This is a genomic window from Neolewinella aquimaris (genome assembly GCF_014197245.1).
GTDB classification, from domain to species: Bacteria; Bacteroidota; Bacteroidia; order Chitinophagales; family Saprospiraceae; genus Neolewinella; species Neolewinella aquimaris.
Window position 1 is genome coordinate 78075 of record NZ_JACIFF010000001.1, and the last position, 18574, is coordinate 96648.

The 18574-nt window shown below is 57.5% G+C and carries 19 protein-coding genes; 7 read left to right on the top strand and 12 right to left on the bottom strand.

The window, feature by feature from the left end:
• Window positions 1-184 precede the first annotated feature (184 nt).
• The 4 genes from GGR28_RS00355 (at window position 185) to GGR28_RS00370 (ending at window position 3642) form a co-directional block, all read left to right on the top strand.
• A complete protein-coding gene (locus GGR28_RS00355) occupies window positions 185-1153 on the top strand; it encodes an NAD(P)H-dependent flavin oxidoreductase (RefSeq protein ID WP_183493732.1) in 969 nt (322 codons plus the stop codon).
• Window positions 1154-1204: 51 nt separating this feature from the next.
• Window positions 1205-2002: an SDR family oxidoreductase gene (locus GGR28_RS00360; RefSeq protein ID WP_183493733.1), complete on the top strand. Its 798-nt coding sequence runs from the start codon at window positions 1205-1207 to the stop codon at window positions 2000-2002.
• Window positions 2003-2008: 6 nt separating this feature from the next.
• Window positions 2009-2749 (top strand): enoyl-CoA hydratase-related protein, encoded by a 741-nt coding sequence (locus GGR28_RS00365; protein WP_183493734.1) that lies wholly within the window; start codon window positions 2009-2011, stop codon window positions 2747-2749.
• A gap of 161 nt (window positions 2750-2910) precedes the next feature.
• A complete protein-coding gene (locus GGR28_RS00370; protein ID WP_183493735.1) occupies window positions 2911-3642 on the top strand; it encodes a helix-turn-helix transcriptional regulator in 732 nt (243 codons plus the stop codon).
• Between the two features lie 141 nt (window positions 3643-3783).
• Here the strand turns inward: GGR28_RS00370 and GGR28_RS00375 are convergent, their stop codons facing one another.
• Window positions 3784-6171 (bottom strand): glycoside hydrolase family 3 N-terminal domain-containing protein, encoded by a 2388-nt coding sequence (locus GGR28_RS00375; RefSeq protein WP_183493736.1) that lies wholly within the window; start codon window positions 6169-6171, stop codon window positions 3784-3786.
• A 73-nt stretch (window positions 6172-6244) separates the two neighbouring features.
• Window positions 6245-6733, bottom strand: coding sequence for a DUF6495 family protein (locus GGR28_RS00380; protein ID WP_183493737.1), 489 nt, complete (start codon window positions 6731-6733; stop codon window positions 6245-6247).
• Window positions 6734-6813: 80 nt separating this feature from the next.
• Here GGR28_RS00380 and GGR28_RS00385 point away from each other — a divergent pair, with 80 nt between their 5' ends.
• The gene (locus GGR28_RS00385; RefSeq protein ID WP_183493738.1) at window positions 6814-7671 is read left to right on the top strand and encodes a TerC family protein; all 858 of its coding nucleotides are present in this window, start codon (window positions 6814-6816) and stop codon (window positions 7669-7671) included.
• A gap of 11 nt (window positions 7672-7682) precedes the next feature.
• Here GGR28_RS00385 and GGR28_RS00390 read toward each other — a convergent pair whose 3' ends face one another.
• From GGR28_RS00390 to rplU, 5 genes are all read right to left on the bottom strand, one after another.
• Window positions 7683-8849: a PD40 domain-containing protein gene (locus tag GGR28_RS00390; protein WP_183493739.1), complete on the bottom strand. Its 1167-nt coding sequence runs from the start codon at window positions 8847-8849 to the stop codon at window positions 7683-7685.
• A gap of 198 nt (window positions 8850-9047) precedes the next feature.
• Window positions 9048-9860, bottom strand: a complete 813-nt coding sequence (locus tag GGR28_RS00395) for a LytR/AlgR family response regulator transcription factor (protein WP_183493740.1) — start codon at window positions 9858-9860, stop codon at window positions 9048-9050.
• Between the two features lie 103 nt (window positions 9861-9963).
• Window positions 9964-11205 (bottom strand): DEAD/DEAH box helicase, encoded by a 1242-nt coding sequence (locus tag GGR28_RS00400; protein WP_183493741.1) that lies wholly within the window; start codon window positions 11203-11205, stop codon window positions 9964-9966.
• Window positions 11206-12265: 1060 nt separating this feature from the next.
• Window positions 12266-12547 carry a 50S ribosomal protein L27 gene (gene rpmA, locus GGR28_RS00405; RefSeq protein ID WP_183493742.1) on the bottom strand — a complete coding sequence of 94 codons (282 nt, stop codon included), beginning with the start codon at window positions 12545-12547 and terminating at the stop codon, window positions 12266-12268.
• A 51-nt stretch (window positions 12548-12598) separates the two neighbouring features.
• Window positions 12599-12913 carry a 50S ribosomal protein L21 gene (gene rplU, locus GGR28_RS00410; protein ID WP_183493743.1) on the bottom strand — a complete coding sequence of 105 codons (315 nt, stop codon included), beginning with the start codon at window positions 12911-12913 and terminating at the stop codon, window positions 12599-12601.
• 231 nt (window positions 12914-13144) lie between these two features.
• Between rplU and GGR28_RS00415 the strand changes: the two genes are divergently transcribed.
• Window positions 13145-13564, top strand: coding sequence for a hypothetical protein (locus GGR28_RS00415; RefSeq protein WP_183493744.1), 420 nt, complete (start codon window positions 13145-13147; stop codon window positions 13562-13564).
• Here GGR28_RS00415 and GGR28_RS00420 read toward each other — a convergent pair.
• From GGR28_RS00420 to GGR28_RS00440, 5 genes are read right to left on the bottom strand one after another with little or no spacing between them, the layout of a single operon-like run.
• Window positions 13496-14299: a Rossmann-like and DUF2520 domain-containing protein gene (locus GGR28_RS00420; RefSeq protein WP_183493745.1), complete on the bottom strand. Its 804-nt coding sequence runs from the start codon at window positions 14297-14299 to the stop codon at window positions 13496-13498. The genes GGR28_RS00415 and GGR28_RS00420 overlap by 69 nt on opposite strands.
• On the bottom strand, window positions 14292-14948 hold the full coding sequence (locus tag GGR28_RS00425; protein ID WP_183493746.1) for a phosphoribosylanthranilate isomerase: 657 nt from the start codon (window positions 14946-14948) through the stop codon (window positions 14292-14294). The genes GGR28_RS00420 and GGR28_RS00425 overlap by 8 nt, the downstream gene beginning before the upstream one ends.
• On the bottom strand, window positions 14945-15763 hold the full coding sequence (trpC, locus tag GGR28_RS00430) for an indole-3-glycerol phosphate synthase TrpC (RefSeq protein ID WP_183493747.1): 819 nt from the start codon (window positions 15761-15763) through the stop codon (window positions 14945-14947). Before trpC ends, GGR28_RS00425 begins: the two co-directional genes overlap by 4 nt.
• A gap of 52 nt (window positions 15764-15815) precedes the next feature.
• Window positions 15816-16805, bottom strand: a complete 990-nt coding sequence (gene trpD / locus GGR28_RS00435) for an anthranilate phosphoribosyltransferase (RefSeq protein ID WP_183493748.1) — start codon at window positions 16803-16805, stop codon at window positions 15816-15818.
• 6 nt (window positions 16806-16811) lie between these two features.
• On the bottom strand, window positions 16812-17702 hold the full coding sequence (locus GGR28_RS00440; protein WP_183493749.1) for an outer membrane beta-barrel protein: 891 nt from the start codon (window positions 17700-17702) through the stop codon (window positions 16812-16814).
• A gap of 239 nt (window positions 17703-17941) precedes the next feature.
• Here GGR28_RS00440 and GGR28_RS00445 point away from each other — a divergent pair, with 239 nt between their 5' ends.
• Window positions 17942-18559: a NifU family protein gene (locus GGR28_RS00445; protein WP_183493750.1), complete on the top strand. Its 618-nt coding sequence runs from the start codon at window positions 17942-17944 to the stop codon at window positions 18557-18559.
• The last annotated feature ends 15 nt before the right edge of the window (window positions 18560-18574 follow it).

Below are 18574 nucleotides of genomic sequence, written 5' to 3' on the forward strand. Positions count from 1 at the left end.
ATAGTAAGTTGGCAGTACCTGCGTTCGCTGCTCCCGCGTCCCCGCATTGGAAATTTATAAGCTAACGGAGACTCTACTCGGCCGACGAGCTCTGCTGCGCGTCGCTCGGCGGACGAGGTTGGTACATCGCTCGGCGGGCGAGGGTGCTGGACGAGAATAAGCGAAATTTCGCTAAATTGCGGCAATGAAGGATCGTCACGAAATTTTGCGCAGTCTCCACCTCGACATTCCGGTGGTGGTTTCCCCCATGTTTATCGTATCCCAGCAGCAGCTTGTGCTGGAGTCGTGTAAGAACGGCGTAATGGGCACCTTCCCCGCCCTAAACAATCGAACAACGGAGGGCTTCGAGCAGTGGGTCATCGAAATTAAGGAGGAACTGCGGGCCGAGGAGGAACGTCGGGGCAAACCGCTTCCGGTCTTTGGCGTAAACCTCATCGTACATAAGACCAATCCGCGCGTACAGGCCGACCTGGAAGTCATCGTACGCCAGCAGGTGCCGGTGATCATTACCTCCCTGGGGGCGGTGAAGGAAGTGATCGACGCGGTACATAGTTATGGCGGACTCGTCTTCCACGACGTTACCAATACCTACCACGCCCAGAAAGCCATCGACGCCGGGGTAGACGGTCTGATCCTGGTCAGCGCCGGAGCGGGGGGACACGCCGGTACCCTCAATCCCATTCCCTTTGTCACCGAGATTCGTAAGATGTTCGATGGCGTAATCCTCCTCGCCGGAGCCCTCAGTACCGGACGCGACGTGGCCACCGCACTCCAAATGGGTGCCGATCTGGCCTATATGGGTACCCGCTTCATCAGCACCCGCGAGGCCATGGCCGACCAGGCCTATAAGGATATGATCATCGAGGCCGGTACCCAGGACATCATCTACACCGCCTCCGTCTCCGGCATCCCCGCAAACTGGATGGTACGCAGCCTCGAAGCCGCCGGCATCACGAAAGACATGTGGGACCAAAAAGCCAAGGCCGACTTCGGCGCCGAACACGAAGCCAAAGCCTGGAAGAACCTCTGGAGTGCCGGCCACGGCGTGGCGACGATTGATGATAATCCTGCCGTCGCAGACCTGGTCGATCGCCTAAAACGGGAAATGAGGGAGGCGTTGCAGGAACAATCCCAGCGAGCCGACAAATTTTAAAATTTCAAATATCCAATTTCAAATTTGACATTTTAAATTTAAAATTTCCTCATGTACGTTCCCGATCTTTTTGCCGGCAAAACCGCGCTCGTTACCGGCGGCCGTTCCGGCATTGGGTACGGCATTGCCGAGGCACTGCTAAAGCTCGGGGCCCGGGTGTGCATTTGCGCGAGGAAGCCAGAACCCCTTGCTGCAGCCGCGGCTGCGCTTGCTAAACACGGCACCTGCGTGGCCCGCCCCTGTGATATACGCAACAGCGAAGAAGTGGAGGCCCTGGCCGACCTGATTCAGACTGAATTCGGGCGACTGGATATCCTGGTCAATAATGCCGGCGGACAATTTCCTGGCCTGGCGCGACAGCTTACCGATAAGGGGTGGAACGCGGTCATTAACACCAATCTGAACGGGACCTTTTACGTCAGTCGCATTATGGCGGAACGTTTCTTTATTCCGCAGCAGGAAGGAAACATCGTCAACATCATCGTCAATATGTTGCGTGGTTTTCCCGGCATGGCGCATACGGGGGCGGCGCGCGCGGGAGTAGAGAATCTTACGAAAAGCTTGGCTCAGGAGTGGGCCCGCTACCACGTTCGGGTCAATTCAGTGGCACCGGGCACCATCATTTCTTCCGGACTGGAAACCTACGCGGAACCCGTGAAGGCCCTGCTCGACCGGATGAAACAGGACAACCTGATGCAGCGCCACGGAACCGTGGAAGAGGTAGCCAACGCCGTGCTTTTTTTGGCCAGTCCGCTCGCCAGCTACACCAGCGGCACTACCCTCTACGTCGACGGCATGGACCACCTGCACGGCAACCGGATGCGGATGGTCGATATGTTCCGAAAATAAGCCTCTATGAAGTATGCCGTATCCGAAAAGATTGCAACCCTCACCTTCGACCGCCCGGAAAGGGCTAACGCGCTCGATATTGCCGGCTGGGAGGCCATGCGTGCAGCTTTCGAGCGGGCGGATGCGGACGAGGCGGTTAACGTAGTGGTGCTCACGGGTGAGGGCAAACACTTCTGCGCGGGAATCGACCTGAGCGTACTTGCCGGATTGCAGGAAACGCTTACTGGCAAACAGAAGGAAATCGAGGAACAACTGCGCGACTTCATCGCCAACCTCCAGGATTGCATCACGGCCATTGAGCGCTGCCGTAAACCCGTAATTGCGGCTGTCTACGGCGGCTGCATCGGGGGTGGGGTAGACATCATCACGGCCTGTGACCTGCGCTACTGCACCACCGACGCTTACTTCTCGGTAAAGGAAGTCGACCTGGGCATCGTCGCCGACCTGGGTACCCTGCAACGTCTGCCCCGCATCGTCTCCCCCGGCATTGCCGCCGAACTGGCCTTCACCGCCCGTCGCGTCGACGGCAAGGAAGCCCAGCGCATCGGACTGGTCAACGAAGCCCTCGCCAACGCAAAGCAACTCCAGTTCCGCGTAGGGCAAACCGCCGACGCCATCGCCGCCAAACCACCCCGCATCACCGCCGGCATCAAGGCCACCCTCCTCCACCAACGCAACCACACCCTCCCGGAAGGATTGGATTACGTCGCCTCCTACAGCGCAGCCCTAATGGCCGGACGCCGCTAACCCTTCAACCCTTCAATCCCTTAACCCCTACAACCCCTCAACTAAAACAAATCCACCCGAATCACCCCTAAAACCTACAAATATTTAAGAAAACTTGTTGAAAACTTGCGCGTCTGTTTGAAAATGTTTTAATTTGAGGCAGAATTAACTGATACTAACAAATGATTACCACCGACCGCCGCGAACTGAACGATCGCTTTATCGAGGTTTTCCAAATCCTGGAAGATCGCGGAGAGATCATCAAGAACGACCGCAACGGGCGTGGGCTTGGTGACTTCGCTAAGCGCATTCTCAACAATCGCTCCTATGGCCACATCATCCGGGCCTACCTCAATCCCAAGGATAAGCGCTGCATCAACTACGAGCAGGCCCGTCGGGTATGCAGCGAGTACGGGGTGAACACGACCTACCTCCTCGAGGGTACCGGTACTCCCTTCGGAATGGACCTGCCCACGGCCAACGACGTCGACGGTAAGGAAACCAAGCAAAATATCCTCTTCACCTCCACGGAGGCATTCGCCGGTGCCAGCGTAGACAACGACAGCTTCATCCGCGAAGAAGCACAGTTCTTCAGTCTGCCCGACCTGTTCGGCGACGGCTTCGTTGCCTTCCCGATCAACGGCAACTCGATGGAGCCGGTCATCAACGACGGAGATGTGATCATCTGCCGTCAGATCGCCGGGGTCCATGAGATCAAGGAAAACAAGATCTACGCCGTGCGCGCCAAGGGCAGCCTGTGGGTCAAGTACGTACAGCCCATCAAAGACGGAAAGGGACGCATCCACTCCCTGAAGCTGATCTCGGCCAACTACCTGGAGCACGATCCCTGGACCGAAGAAGTAGACAAGAATACCCGCCTCTATGAGGTGCAGCGCCGCATCAGCGAGCTGTAACATTACAGGTAAACTATCGTAAGCGAGCGGTGGTCCGGCCTAACGGCGCCGGGCCACCGCTTTGCTTTTAAGTAAGAGCTATCCTGCTGTTTTTTGTTTTGTAACCCAGCCCGGCAAACTGCTGGGCTGGGTTTTCCGCGCTTACTTAGCCTGACCGGTGATGGTCAATACGGTAGACTGCAAATCCTCGTCCCGGCTGCTGCTGCCTACCATGATGCGAAAGGTGCCGGGCTCGACCACGTAGCGCATTTCTTCGTTCAGGTAATTCAGTTGTTCGAAGCCGATTTCGAAGGTTACTACCTTGGTCTGCCCGGGGTCGAGGAAGACCTTCTCAAATCCTCGCAACTCCTTCACCGGACGGGTTACCGTGCTGAAGTCGTCCCGGATGTACAACTGTGCTACTTCGTATCCGCTCCGCGTACCGGTGTTGGTTACTTCGACGGACACCGTAGTATTTCCGGTAGTCGACATTTGCTCCACGCCAAGGCGGGGTTCGCTAAACTCAAACGTCGTGTAGCTCAGGCCGTAACCGAAGGAATACAGCGCATTGACGTTATCGAAAAGGTACCCCCGTCGTGCCGTTGGCTTGTAGTTGTAGAACGCCGGAATGTGGCCCGCGGACCGGGGCAGGCTAATGGGAAGTTTACCGCTGGGATTCGCTTCGCCGTAAAGAACGTCGGCCACGCTGTGACCCGTTTCCTGTCCGAGGTAGAAACACTGAAACACGGCCTCCGACTTATCCAGAAGATTGCGGATGTCGAGCGGCCTGCCCCCGAATACGAGTCCGACCATCGGCTTGTCAAGTTCTGCCAGCGCGTCAATGAGGTCATTCTGTGCGCCCAGTAATTCCAAAGAGGGACGGTCACCGAGGTGTCCTTCGGCCCAGGCTTCCCGGCTGGTGAGTTCGTTACCTCCCAGGGCCAGAATGATGACGTCGGCGTCGGCCAGGTCGGCCACCGCCTTAGTGATGCGCTTACGATCCTGTTCGGCTGCCACGGCCGACACCGTGTCGCGGTACCAGCTCCCGGGCTCCGTTACCCGGGCACCTTCGGTGTAGATCAGACGACCGCCAGTAGCTGCAACGTGTGCTTCTAAGCCTTTACGCACCGTAATGAAATGCTGGGGCTGATCGCTGTAGCCGCCCAGAAGCACCTTGTCGGCATTCGGCCCCACCAGACCGATGGTCAATTCACCGTCGAGTGGCAGAAGGCCGTCGTTCTTCAGCAGGATCATACTTTCGGTACCCGCTTCCCGTACCAGGGCATCGTCTTCCGGGGTATTGGATAGCACCTTTTCCGGATCGGTGTAGGGGTTTTCGAACAGGCCGCGCTCGAATTTTTGCCGAAGTATCCTTCCCACGGCGGTATCGAGGATGGATTCGCTGAGCTCACCGGAATTGACGGCCTCCACAAGGGTGGGGTAGGCTTCCCGATCGGGAAGTTCTATATCAATGCCACTACGGATCGCCCGAACGGCCGCCTCCTTCAGGCTTGACGCGACCGCGTGACGACTGTTCAACTCCCGGATGGCAAAGTAATCGGACACCACCGCTCCCCGGTACCCCCACTCGCCGCGTAGCACATCGTTCAGCATCCACCCGTTGGCGTGGCTGGGTACGCCGTTGACCTCGTTGTAGCTGGCCATGATGTTGCGTACGTTGCTGTTCTCTACAATATACCGGAAGGGGAACAGAAACACTTCCCGCAGGGTACGTTCGCTGATGTGGGCCGGACCGATGTTGTTCCCCCCCTCCGGTTCGCCGTGACCGGCCATGTGCTTTAGGGTGGCGAAGACTTCCCCCTCGTCCCACTGGTCGTTGTCGCCCTGAAAGCCCAGCACCGCCTGTAGACCGATTTGGGCGGCAAGGTAGGGGTCTTCACCAAGGGTCTCTTCCACGCGTCCCCACCGGGGATCCCGGGCGACGTCCACTACGGGGGTAAGTACGACATGGGCCCCCCGACTGGCCGCCTGCCGTCCGGCAACGGAATAGAGCCTGCGGGTCAGCCGGCGGTTGAAAGTAGCGGCTACGGAGATCGGCTGACCCCAGCTGGTGGCGTCCCGGGCCGCCAAACCGTGCAGGCTTTCCTCGTGCATCAGTGCGGGAATTCCGAGACGGGTATCCTCTACGAGGTATCGCTGGATGGCATTCACGTACGCCACCGCTTCCGCTCCGGTACGCCCGGGCTCTCCACTCCCGGAACGCTCACTCGGACGGGTCACGTGGCCGATGCCAAAGGGAATTACCTCCCGTGCTTTGACCGGATCGAAGGAGTAGTCCTCGGTCTCCATCTTGTGTTTGTCGGCCCATACGGCCGTGATCTGCGCCACTTTTTCCTCCACGGTCATGCGTCCAATCAGGTCGGCAATGCGGTCGTCGATGGGTTGCGTCGCATCGTGGTAAATGGCCGTTTCGGTATTCAACCGCGGGCTGTCGGCAACCGCAGCCGGAGTGTCACTGACGTCGGCTTCGGATCCGCCACAGGTAAGGAGCAGGACAGACAGGAGACAGAGGGTGAGGTGACGAAGCATGGCTTGACGCGTTGGCAGGAGATAGGTAGGACAATGTAAGTATTTTCGGGCGGCGGAAGGACGTCCGCTTTGATCACAGCGAGTCCAGCAACTGGAACAGTTCCCCGCCGTCGATCAGCGCACCCTCCTCCATACGCAGGAAAATATCCTGGTCGCGCCCGATCGGCAGGTAAGCCCGCTCGGCGGAATACACTTTCGGCGTAGCACCGTCGGCCTTCAACTGAGCGAAAATTTCACTCGGCGTGATTGAAATGTCCGTGAGATCAACCTTAGTGGGACCGGAGAGCAGTAAGCCCCGCATTTCGATCTTATCCGGTCCGGTGCGGTAAGTGCGCAGATCGTGCGGCTTGCGGTGCACCAAAAATTCCACCCGCTCGATCACGCCGGCGAAAACGATCTGACTGAACTGAAGGATGAGGGCGTCGGCACGTTGCGGTTCCTCGCGCTTAATCCTGACCCAGCTGTCGGCGTCGATTCCGTTGACGCTGAGAAATTTTACGAACTGCGGGGTAACCTCTTCAAGTTCGTCACGGCGCAGGCGGCGGAATTTCGTTTCCTTCATAGTGAGCCCAAACAAATGACCGGTGGCGTAGTTTTGCGTTAAGCGGGGAAAATCCCCGCCCTCTTCTGACCACCTCTTCTATGTTCACCATCCCCGATTTTGGCAGCGGAGCCGTCTGGCTTTCTCTCCTCACCCTCACCTTTCTCGAGATCGTGCTGGGTATCGATAACATCATCTTCATTTCGATCGCTTCCGGTAAGCTGAAGAATGAAGCCGATCGAAAAAGGGCCACCAACATCGGACTCATTCTCGCGATGGCCCTGCGCGTCGCACTGCTCTTTGCCGTATCGTGGCTGGTGTCGCTGGAAGAGTCGTTCGTCAGTTTCGACTGGGGCTGGGCCAGCGCGGGCTTCAGCGGACAGAGCCTCATTCTCATTGCGGGCGGAATCTTCCTGCTTTACAAGTCGACTTCCGAAATTCACCACAAGCTCGAGGGGGATGAACACGTCGACGGAGATCCCGGGACGCCAAGCGTCGGAGCCTCGCTACAATCCGTGATCGTCCAGATTACCATCATCAACATCGTCTTCAGCTTCGACTCCATCCTGACGGCGGTCGGCATGACCAACGGCCTCGTGGGCGCGCTCATCATCATGATCATTGCCGTGATCGTCTCCGTCCTGATTATGATGCTGTTCGCCGTACCGGTGGGCAACTTCGTCAACCGCAATCCTACGGTCCAGATGCTGGGTCTAGCCTTCCTGATCCTGATTGGATTCATGCTCATCATCGAAGGAGCCCATTTGGGCCACCTCAATGTGTTCGACAATGAGATCGGTACGGTACCCAAAGGCTACCTCTACTTTGCCATCGCCTTCTCCCTACTCGTCGAGTTTCTCAACATGAAGATCCGCCCCAAGGGCATGGGGACGCAAGTCAAGCTCAACACCTACGCCCAGGAAGCGGCGGATAAGACGGATTACATTCGTATGGAATAGGCGGTAGCGAGCTACTCATCGCCGGGAAAGGGCACGTATGCCGCTTCCAGGTAATAGATGTCCGATTGGCCGGAATCGCCGCGTTCGCTACAGAAGTAGAAATACTTTCCATCCGGAGAAAAGGCGGCGCCGGTTTCGTTTCCTAAATCATTGATCTCCGGACCCAGATTTACCGGAGTTCTCCAACCTGCCGAGGTTCTGCGCGCGCAGTACAGATCTTCGCTACCGTAGCCATCAGGCTTGCCGTAGGCACTGAAGCAAACGAGCTGCCCGTCGGGCGAAAATACCGGGTCGCTTTGCGATCCCGGTCCGCTGAGTCCTGCCACCCGTTCCGGAGTTGTCCACGATCCGTCCGCCCGTTCTGTGGTGCGGACGATGTCGGCATCCGTAGTGTCGGCCAGCGCCGTCCAGTAGTAAAGTGTTCCATCGGGCGCAACCGTTGGCCCAGCCTCGTAGCGGTAGGGCCACTGATCACCCGTCTGCATGACGCGATTGATCGTGGCGGGTAGCGGCTCGGGCGTCGTCCAGCCTTCTTCAGCCCGGGATGTCCGCCATATATTCATGTCGTAGGGTGTTTGGGCGGGACGATTCGGTAGCGGTCGGAAAGACGCAAAGTAGAGTTGATTTCCATCCGGGCTCAGGGCGGGACTTTCGTCAGTGGACGTAGAAAACGGGGCAACGGTAGGGGTGGACCAAGTGCCGTCCCTGAATACACTCACATAAATCTGCTGGACGGTACTGTCGATACCCCGTCGGGCAAAGAAAAGCTCATCTCCGGTAGGACTAAAGGCAGGACCCCATTCATTGCTTTCCGCGCGGGAGATTACCTCAGGGGCAAAGCGTGTCGGTTTATCCACGACCAGCGTGTCCCGGTAATATCTACTCGACGAGAGTTCGGTACCTACGGGATCATAGCGGCGTTCTATCCCGTGCCGTTCTCCCCTTACGTAGATCGTTTCCCTAGCCAAAGCGCCGTTAGGGTGGTACGCCCGTTCGATGCCTACGGGCCGGTCCTGGTCGTAGACCGTCTCGGAGCGCAACTGCCCACTGGAATAGAAATATTCCCACATGCCCACTCCCTTTCCCCTGTGCCACCAGGAACGGAAGCGGAGCGTTCCGTCCGGATACCATTCTAACCATTCCCCCTCCGCCAGCTCGTTCGCTTCCTGACGGTGCATTTTGGGCCTTCCGTCGGGATAGGTTTCAGTAATAGTTCTTAGCTGTGCTTGTAGGTCGAAAACAAGGCACAGGCCAAGTGCGATTAGAATCGGGCGCGAAGCGCGGGAGCAACGGATTTCCATAAAAGCCAAGTAAACGGGAAATCACCCGCCGGCCAAACGATTAATGACGAAGTTGTCAATAGGTGGACGAACGCGTCAGTCACGGAGCGCCGACAATGTTGGAAGGTACTTTGCCCCGACCGGTAGGATTGTTCCGTCTTCCAACTCGACCTGATGTTTGCGGCCAACTTTAGCTATGCGAACCACCTGATTGAGGTTGATTAGGTAGGAGCGGTGAATGCGCAAGAAGGGAAGATCGGGGAACCGCTGTTCCGCCGCACCGATACCCATCGACAGCAGGTAGCTTTGATCGTTCGCCCGGAGCCGGCAGTAGTTCCCGCACGCCTTCAAGTACTGAATATCGCCCCGGACAAGCGGCACTTCGGTTTTGCCCTTACGCACGAGGATCCACGGTGTTTCGGGACGCTTTGCTTCTTGTTGAGTTCGTAGCTCCTGCGTTTCCCGCCCACTAAACTTAAGGGCTGCCAGGAACGAGCACTGCAGGGCGTAAAAACCACCGGCGATCAGGTAATTGAACACATAGAGCCGCCCCCCGAAGAAGTGCACCCATTTAAACCGATCAAGCAGCACCGTTTGCAAGCAGTCGGACAGCAGCACGAAAAGGACCAGGCCAATCAGTGGTTGTACCCAGAAGTAGATGCCCGATGTCGGGTCGTCCGCCCGGGGTAGTAACCGGAAGAGCAAAAGGGAAAGGCAAAGGAAAACGGCAAACTTCAGGCCCGCTGAAGCCACGAATTCCTCCAGGTTCAACAGCGGAGGATGCCCTCCGGAAAAACCACCGTAGGCCTGCCAGGTGGTCAGATAATACACAAAACAACAGCTGAGGTACAGAACGAAGAGGCCTTTCCATTCCCGCGGAGTAGTCGGTCGAATCAGTAGGGTGGTCATGGCCTTAAGATAAAACGCAAAATGCCCCGTCGCTGGTCCTGCGGGGCAGGGAGCGACGGGGCATTGTATGAACCCGGGTTCATCCGGGGCGATGCGACGCTTACTACTTGTCGTAGAAGGTAATCGCTTCGCCACCCTTCCCGGCCCGACCGGTACGGCCGACGCGGTGGATGTAGGTGTCGTAGTCGGTCGGCGCTTCGAAGTTGATGACGTGGGTGATGTCATCGATGTCGAGACCGCGGGCGGCAACATCCGTTGCACACAGGGCTTTGATTTTACCAGCTTTGAAATTGTTCAGGGCCTTCTGGCGGTAGTTCTGGCTCTTGTTGCCGTGAATTTCGTCGGCACTGATGCCGGCCTGCTGAAGTTTCTTGGTCACCTTCTTCACGCGGTGCTTCGTTTCGGCGAAGATCAGCACGCGCTTTAGTTCGGGCTCCTGCATCAGGCTGATGAGTTCGTCGAATTTGTTGTCGGGCTCCACGAAGCGGACCGTCTGATTGATGTGCTCGGCGGACGCCTGACCGCTGCTGACGGCAACCGTGGCGTAGTCGGTCAGGAAGTGGTCGATCAACTTTTGCTGACTCCGGTCGAGGGTGGCAGAGAAGAGCAGGGTCTGGTCGCGTTCACCGATCTTGTCGGCGAGGAACATTACATCCTTCTGGAAACCCATGTCGAGCATGCGGTCGAACTCATCCAGGACGAGTACCGAAGCTTCCTGCAAGTCGATCTTGCCCTGTTGGTAGAGGTCCTTCAAACGTCCGGGCGTAGCCACTACGAGGTGGTAGCTGCGCTTGCGGAGGTTCACGATATCGGTATTGATGTTGCGGCCACCGATGAGGGTGATGGCGTTGAATTTCATTCCCAGGGTGAGGGCACGGAATTCGTCTTCGATCTGCAGGGCCAGCTCCCGGGTTGGGGCAAGCACGAGCGTCTGGAAGGGCTGTTCGCTATCGAGTAGGGCATCGATGATGGGAATCAGGAAGGCGCCGGTCTTACCGGTACCGGTAGTGGCAATGCCCATCACATCCTTGAGTGCGTTGATGTGCTCGAACGATTTCTCCTGAATCTCGGTGGGGTACGCCCAGCCGGCCGCCTTGATGGCGCTCTTCAGTTTCGGGTTCAGTTTCCAATCGGCAAACTTGGTTTCCGATTTGTACTCGACGGTTTTCAGGGGGACGCCCTCGTGCACCATCTGGTCGGCGGGCAGGGGAATGTAATTGTGGTTGGAACGGCCTCCGCCGCTGCCGCGACGATCGCGATTGCCGCCGCCGCCGGATTTCTTATTTCGATTAAAGCTGTTGTTGCCGCGGCCTTTGCCGGAGCGGGTGGGACGTTTGGTGTCCATATAGTAAAAAGGGGTTGAATTTGCCCGGCGGTTCCGCGGAGCAGCAACGGCCAATGGCAGAGGTGCCAGGTACGTTTCGTAAGCGCTTCGGTCCGAATGTGCATACACCCGATGATTCAGGGGAATGGGGCGAGGCGTGGATCGGAGGAAGCAATAGGGGTCCCGGCTCGCGGCGCAAAGGTAAGACTAAATTTACAATTTGCCATTTTTAATTTACAATAGTCAATTTGCGGCTCCGCTCGTCCTTGTCGTCGGCCGACCGAGGCACGAGACTCGTCCGACGACTATACTGACCCGACGCATCCCGGTCCTCTCAATTAGTTCGGTTGTACTCTCTCCTACACTCGGCGGACGAACCTCCTACGTCGGTCGGCCACCGACTATACAATCCCGCCGCATTACCTTTCTCTCAGTTAGTTCAGTTGTACTCTTTCCCACACTCGGCGGACCAAGCTCCCACACTCGGCGGACGAACCTCCTCCGTCGGTCGTCCGCTGACTATACTATCCCGCCGCATCACCTTTCTCTCAGTTAGTTCGGTTATGCCCTTTCCCACACTCGTCGGACGAACCTCCTACGTCGGTCGGCCGACGAGATGGCCCGCCGACTTCAGGACATCTCGGCAATGAAAAGAACATACCACTTATCCGACCGCACCCACTCAACAACCCAACAATCCAACAACCCACTCCCTCACCTCACCTTCACCCCCTTCAATCCCTCACCCCCCTCAATCCCTCAACCCCTTCCCCCCCCCAACCAAACCCACCCCCCCTGCGTTTACCTTATCCACACAGGTCCTAAAATTGGTTGACCCTACAATTTATTTAAATTGGGAAGTGACTTCGGCCTGTCTAGGGCGGGCCTTAAACCCTTCGACTTGTCAGGGTTCTGATCTTGCTTAGGTGAGTGAAGACAAGGGGATTACCGAACCAGGCCAGCTATCCCAACCATGTTTTCAGCAGGAGTCAAACCACCTGAGGGCTTGTGTGGAATTAAACTGAAAACGCCCGTTCGAGCTAGCTCGAACGGGCGTTTCTGATTAGGTTGGAAGGGGTCGTTAGGCCTGCTCCTGGGCAGCGGTGGCTTCTTCCGGATCGATGCTGACGTACATCCGATTGAGGCGGCTCTTGCGGAAAGAAACCTTTCCGTCGACCTTCGCGTGAATGGTAAAGTCCTTACCCATGTAGGTGTTCTCACCGGGGTGGTACTTCGTGCCGCGCTGGCGAATGATGATGTTACCGGCCGTAGCGACCTGACCGCCGAACAGCTTAACGCCCAGCCGCTTGGATTTGCTGTCGCGGCCGTTGTCGGTACTACCTACACCTTTTTTGTGTGCCATGATATTGTATTTAGGCTCCCCCGTAGGGAATAGTTAGGAATGGGGCCGTGACTAGCCCGCGATGGAGTCGATCTTCAGCTTAGTGAATTGTTGACGGTGGCCGTTCTTTACGCGGTAGCCCTTACGGCGCTTCTTCTTAAAGACGACGACCTTATCCCCCTTAACGAGGGGTTCAACGACAGTAGCGCCAATGGAGGCGCCGCTGAGCATCGGCGTGCCAACGGTGACATCATCGCCGTTGGCGAGCAGATGGACCGCGTCGAAGCTGACGGAGTCGCCAGCCTTGGCTTCTAACCGGTGGACGAAGATCTCCTGACCTTCCTCAACTTTGAATTGCTGACCGGCTATGGTTACGATTGCAAACATCTAGTATGGATGTTGGTGAAAAAAATAGATTTCGGGGCGCAAAGGTAAGGAACAATTCGCATTCCAGGAAGGGGCGGTCCCGAAGTTTGTTTGCCCACCAGGCAAGGAGGTGGAAAACCACGATTGCCGCAGGGCGATCACCCTTATCCGGTCGATGCACCGCAGTTGTCGGTCGATGCCGTTGTTCGGAATCCGCCGACCCGACCGATCTTCACTGAAATTACAGATACCATGCTTGACGATATACTCGACGGAGCCCGCAAGGCGGTAGCCGGTTTAGCCAGCACCGTGGGAGAGGGAACCCGCGAAAAGACCAATAAGATGATCGAGGACTGGCTGCAGATCTTTCCCACGTTAGCCACCTACGGACTCGACATCACGAGTTTCTCGATGACCCTGGCACTCAGCCCTTCGCTCAACGTAGAACTGCTGGGCAGCCACGAGCAGTGGAATGAAGAAATAATCCGGGAACGAATGGCCGCTCACCGCGGGGAAACCGCCATTACCATGGTATTCACCGCTATCCGCACCGCGTACCGGCTGCAACGGCAAACAAAGGCCACGCTTCGCGATCCCCTGATCCTAAAAATCATCATCCGGATCACGCCGGAGGTCAAGGTCGTCCTTGGGCAGCCGGTACTGGAGGATTAACCGGCTAAGGTCCCGATACAGCTTCTCGTACCGCGCATCGCTCAGCAAATCGAGGTGTCGCTGCATCGTAATGGTATCGTTCCGGGCAGCAGCACCGGTCTGTCGGTCGGCGGGCCGGCTGCCGTCCTGCTGCTCGGCGGTTTTGCGGATGATGGGCAACAGAAGATCGAAGGGAATGTGATGCTGGTGGCAGAGCTGGTAGGCGATCTCGTAAAGGGCCGTGACGAAGTTGTTAGAGAATACGGCCGCCAGGTGCAACTGCGCCCGCTGGGCATCATCTAGATAGGCTACCGTATCGCTGAGGGCAGCGGCAAGACTCGTGAGCCGGTCGCGGGTGATCTCATCGGTTGCATAGATGACCAAAGGCAAATCTCTCCAGTCGGTAACCGGATCACCCCGGCGCAGGGAGCGGATCGGCCAGAGCACCCCCCGGTGCCGGAAATAGGAAGAGATACGGTCGACCGGAGTCGCGCCACTCGTGTGGTAAACCGTGGTCGTGGCGGGCAGCACCTCCGCCAGCCGGTCACTGACCTCACCGATGCGATTGTCGGGCACCGCCAATACCACCGTCGCCGGACGCAGGCGTGCAAGTTGATCGTAGTCGATAACCGGAAGGGGCCAATCCGTACTGGATAGATTGCTCCGGCTCACCACGACACCGGGACCGTCGAGTACCGCGGCGAGGTGCCAGGCCAGGTTGCCGCTACCCACGATAGCGATCTTGGTCTCAGGCATGCAGTTCGTGCAGGAAGCGGGAGAGTAACGGCACGTCCTTTTTCCCGGGTTCGGTTTCAAAGCGGCTATTGAGGTCGACGCCGCGTAGTTGTGGGTGATCGATTTTCCGGATGGCTTCCGCGTCTTCCGGGCCGATGCCGCCACTCAGTAGGAAGGGGATGGGGCCCCGGTATTCAGCTAGCTTACTCCAGTCCCATTTTTTACCCGTGCCCCCGTTCGTCCGGTGCCCCCCCGTATCAAAAACGAAAAGGGAACAGCTACTGACGTAGTCGTTGGTCCTGCGAAAATCAAAGCCTTCGGTTATCGGAAAGGCCTTACAGATGCTTGCCTTTCGCAGCGTATTGACCGACCAGAGCAATTTAAGTTCCTGGCAGTAGCCGGCACTTTCGTCTCCGTGGAGTTGCACCCAGTCCAGGTGGTAATCGTGAACGGTATTGAGCACATAGTCGATCTCGGCGTTGACGAATACACCGAACAACTCCTTCTTTTTCAGGAGCTTTTGCTTGGCTTCGATCCATTCTCCCAGGTCTGCATTACCGGCGAAACGTGGGGAATCCGGGTGAAAGATCATGCCTAGGTAATCCACGTCCAGCTGGCTGATCTCCGTGATATTCTCCGGCTCCCGCAGGCCGCATACTTTTACTTTCATGCGATGGCGTCCTTATATACGTCCTCGATCTCGTGGGCACGCTGAATGAATTCCGCGCAAGCCTGGCCGGGATCGGGTTGCCGCATGAAGTAGGTGCCGATCAAGAATCCACGGAACCTGTGCCGCCGCAGCTTTACGATTGACTGGGGATCCTCGATACCGCTCTCACTAATCCGCAGTATACCGGGGGGTAGGAGGGGTTCGAGTTCGAGGCTGTTGGTGATGCTTACCTCGAAGGTGGCAAGGTTGCGGTTGTTTACGCCGATGATGTCGACGTTCGGACTGATGCGGGCCACTTCCTCTTCGTCGTGGACTTCGCAGAGCACCTGCATTCCCAGGTCGTTGGCCTCACTGGCGAGTTCGTCGAGCTGGCTCGCGGAGAGGCAGGAGGCAATCAGCAGGATGGCATCGGCACCCATGGCACGCGCTTCGTGTACCTGGTAGCTGTCGATCATGAAATCTTTGCGGATGATGGGCAGATCAACGGCGGCCCTTACCCGGTCGATGTCGTCGGGGCGGGCACCGAAAAAATGGGCATCGGTCAGGCACGACAGGGCGGCGGCCCCGGCCGCGGCGTAGCCGCGGGCCACTTCGGCGGCGTCGGCACCGAGGTTGATGTCCTGCTGGGAGGGAGACTTGCGCTTGAATTCCGCAATAATGCCGAAGTGCTCGCTGTTTTCGAGTGCTTTACAGAGGCTGCGTCGATCGCGGTGGTAGCCGTCGCTGTCTTTGAGCGCGCTAACGGGAAACTCCGCGCGACGGCGGTTTACTTCCAGCTTTTTATGTTCGACGATCCGATCGAGAATGTTGGCCATTGGCGGTTACTTGGTTGGACAAGATAAGGCGTGAAGCCGGTACTGGGTTGTCTCAGCTCAGCAGTTTCCGCAGGACGTCGCGGGCACGGCCGCTCACGATGCTTTCCCGGGCTTCGGCGACGCAGTCCGTAAGGCTGCGCTCGGGGTGGACGACGTGAATGGCCAGTCCGGCGTTGGCACACACCACGGCCAGTTGCGCCTCGGTAGCGGCATTATCCAGTACGCCAAGAAAGATTGCTTTACCCGCTTCCGGGGTCTCACCGCCGTACAGGGCATCGGGAGAAAGCATCGGTAAGCCGAAATCGTTCGGATGCAGTACAGCTTGGCTCCTGCGTCCCCGCACGCTGGATCCTCCCGTCAGGCTGATCTCGTCGTAGCCGTCCAGGGCGTGAACGATAAGGTACTCGCGCTGGGTTTCTGCCTGAAGCATGTAGTCGTAGATCCGGCTCACCTCGCGGTCGTAGGTGCCGAACAGCTGGTATTTCGGGCGGGCCGGATTGATGAGCGGGCCAAGTAAGTTAAAGAAGGTTCGGACCCGTAGCGCCTTACGTACCGGCACCACGTTCTTCATCGCCGGGTGAAAGAGGGGAGCGTGGAGGAAGCATATTCCGGCCCGATCGAGGTCACCGAGCAGGCGGTCGCGGTCGTTGGAAAATTCGTAGCCCAGGGCAAGGAGTACGTCGCTGCTGCCGACGTTGCTGCTGACCCCGTAGCTGCCGTGTTTGGTCACCGGATAGCCGGCGCCGGCCACCACGACGCAGGAGAGGGTGGAGATGTTAAAGGTGTTCTTGCCGTCGCCGCCGGTACCGACGATGTCGATGGTTTCGCGTCCCGCAAGATCCAGGGGGATGGCCAGTTCGAGCAGGGCATCCCGGAAGCCCTGAATTTCCGTCAGGGAAACCGGTCGCATATTGATGGCGGAGACTACGGCGGCGATTTCCGGGTCCGCTGCTTCTCCGTTGGCAATGCGGCACAGGGTCGTATAGGCCGTCTTCCGGCTCAGGGGGTGGCGGGCGTAAAGTTGGGTGAGGAGTGACTTCATACGTACCTAGAATCTGAATCCTACGCTGGCCTGAATGACGCGATTGAAGTCCTTGTCGTCCGTATTGTATTCCCGATCCGTACTGCCCTCGGTACGGGTGAGTCGCTGGTCGTTCTCTCCGCGGGTGGCGTCCGTGAGGCTAAATTGGTACCGTGCGCCGAGGTACAAACCGTTGTTCAGGAAGTAGGCGACTCCGCCGATGAGTCCGAAATCGAGGCGCTGGTAGAGCGGAGTATTGTCGTTCGAATTGTAGTAGGCATCGATGACGGAAGGGGGACGGTTCTGGATATCGGCACTCAGGGGTGTTTCCGACACTTCGACTATGGCCGCGCCGCCGATCGGATCACCGAAGTAGTTGTAATCATAGTTGAAGGCAATGTCGCGGATGGGGCGTCCGTCAAGCGCCCGGACGTTCGTGTAGGTAGCCGCTCCCGAGGCCCGGCTGTTCACGAGGAAGCCGGCACTTACCCCACCTTCGATTTCCAGCGGTCCGAGTCGGTAGTAGGCAACCAGCGGGATATCGATGTAGCTGTTGAGTACGTCGCGTTCGCTGTCGAGGTCTCCGATGATGCGCGCGCCTTCCGTATCACCGGCGTCGGCGTAGAGGTAGAAAAAGGAGGGGCCCTGGTAGATCACTTCGCCCCCCTTCTGGCTATACATTAGGTCGGCTTTCAGACCAAACAGATCGGTAATTTCGTAAGCGAAGGTGGCCCCTACGTGGAAGCCCGTGGTCCGTTTGAATTCTTCGAGGGTCGTTCCGGATGCGTCCGTTTCCGCGTCGCCGTCGAAAGAAATGAAATTGAGGCCGGCCCGGAAGCCGCCGCTGAACTCCTGTGCGGGCAGTACAAAACAGGCCAGTAGGAGGAACAAGGTGACGGTGGCGCGTATTAAATGCATAGGTAATATGTTCAGAGCGCAAAGATGCGCGGAAATCGCGAATGTAGGGGCGGGTGCGCAGGAGCAAGGAGGGTCGTGCAGAAGAAAAGGTTGGTGGTATAGGCACTTTTGACACTGGACAACCCTTGTCAGTTGGTCTTTGCTGTAAGCTACTACGGCGTGATTGCACCTCCTTTTATGTTGCAGGGGGTCCGTTCAACCCTAAAAGTGTACCAGACGTTAGTGTACAAAAGATCAACATGAGCCAAGCTACCGCCACCAAGCGCCCCGTTCTTCTCTACACCGAACAGACCCCCAATCCCGAAACCCTCAAGTTCGTCACCAACCGCATGCTCTACAACGGCACCGCCGAGTTCCGTGAGGAGGAGTTTGCCCGGGAGTGGTCGCCGCTGGCCTCCGAGTTGTACAACTTTCCCTACGTAAAGAAGGTGTACATCGCCAACAACTACGTCACGATCACCAAGGAATTCAACTACAGCTGGGACGACATCATGCTCAAGCTGAAGGAGTACGTCAAGGGCTACCTTGAAGAAAACAAGCCCATCATCAACGACGGATTTGCCGAGGCGGTCGCCGATATCGAGGCGGAACGCGGCGTGAGCTACGAATACACCGAAGATGAAGCCGAAACGGTCACCCAGATCAAAGAGCTCATCGACACTTACGTCAAGCCCGCCGTGGAAATGGACGGTGGCAACATCGAGTTCAAGTCGTTCCAGGACGGCATCGTGACCGTGATAATGCAGGGCGCCTGCTCCGGCTGCCCGAGTTCTACCGTCACCCTGAAGTCTGGCATCGAGCAGATGCTCAAGCGCATGATGCCGCAGGTGAAGGAGGTGGTGCAGGAAATGGGGTAGGGGATTTACCATTTC

What these genes read in the sequence shown, in the direction of transcription:
- GGR28_RS00355 (WP_183493732.1), top strand. Translation starts at nt 185, where the DNA reads ATGAAGGATCGTCACGAAATTTTGCGCAGTCTCCACCTCGACATTCCG.
- GGR28_RS00360 (WP_183493733.1), top strand. Translation starts at nt 1,205, where the DNA reads ATGTACGTTCCCGATCTTTTTGCCGGCAAAACCGCGCTCGTTACCGGC.
- GGR28_RS00365 (WP_183493734.1), top strand. Translation starts at nt 2,009, where the DNA reads ATGAAGTATGCCGTATCCGAAAAGATTGCAACCCTCACCTTCGACCGC.
- GGR28_RS00370 (WP_183493735.1), top strand. Translation starts at nt 2,911, where the DNA reads ATGATTACCACCGACCGCCGCGAACTGAACGATCGCTTTATCGAGGTT.
- GGR28_RS00375 (WP_183493736.1), bottom strand. Translation starts at nt 6,171, where the DNA reads ATGCTTCGTCACCTCACCCTCTGTCTCCTGTCTGTCCTGCTCCTTACC.
- GGR28_RS00380 (WP_183493737.1), bottom strand. Translation starts at nt 6,733, where the DNA reads ATGAAGGAAACGAAATTCCGCCGCCTGCGCCGTGACGAACTTGAAGAG.
- GGR28_RS00385 (WP_183493738.1), top strand. Translation starts at nt 6,814, where the DNA reads ATGTTCACCATCCCCGATTTTGGCAGCGGAGCCGTCTGGCTTTCTCTC.
- GGR28_RS00390 (WP_183493739.1), bottom strand. Translation starts at nt 8,849, where the DNA reads ATGCACCGTCAGGAAGCGAACGAGCTGGCGGAGGGGGAATGGTTAGAA.
- GGR28_RS00395 (WP_183493740.1), bottom strand. Translation starts at nt 9,860, where the DNA reads ATGACCACCCTACTGATTCGACCGACTACTCCGCGGGAATGGAAAGGC.
- GGR28_RS00400 (WP_183493741.1), bottom strand. Translation starts at nt 11,205, where the DNA reads ATGGACACCAAACGTCCCACCCGCTCCGGCAAAGGCCGCGGCAACAAC.
- rpmA (WP_183493742.1), bottom strand. Translation starts at nt 12,547, where the DNA reads ATGGCACACAAAAAAGGTGTAGGTAGTACCGACAACGGCCGCGACAGC.
- rplU (WP_183493743.1), bottom strand. Translation starts at nt 12,913, where the DNA reads ATGTTTGCAATCGTAACCATAGCCGGTCAGCAATTCAAAGTTGAGGAA.
- GGR28_RS00415 (WP_183493744.1), top strand. Translation starts at nt 13,145, where the DNA reads ATGCTTGACGATATACTCGACGGAGCCCGCAAGGCGGTAGCCGGTTTA.
- GGR28_RS00420 (WP_183493745.1), bottom strand. Translation starts at nt 14,299, where the DNA reads ATGCCTGAGACCAAGATCGCTATCGTGGGTAGCGGCAACCTGGCCTGG.
- GGR28_RS00425 (WP_183493746.1), bottom strand. Translation starts at nt 14,948, where the DNA reads ATGAAAGTAAAAGTATGCGGCCTGCGGGAGCCGGAGAATATCACGGAG.
- trpC (WP_183493747.1), bottom strand. Translation starts at nt 15,763, where the DNA reads ATGGCCAACATTCTCGATCGGATCGTCGAACATAAAAAGCTGGAAGTA.
- trpD (WP_183493748.1), bottom strand. Translation starts at nt 16,805, where the DNA reads ATGAAGTCACTCCTCACCCAACTTTACGCCCGCCACCCCCTGAGCCGG.
- GGR28_RS00440 (WP_183493749.1), bottom strand. Translation starts at nt 17,702, where the DNA reads ATGCATTTAATACGCGCCACCGTCACCTTGTTCCTCCTACTGGCCTGT.
- GGR28_RS00445 (WP_183493750.1), top strand. Translation starts at nt 17,942, where the DNA reads ATGAGCCAAGCTACCGCCACCAAGCGCCCCGTTCTTCTCTACACCGAA.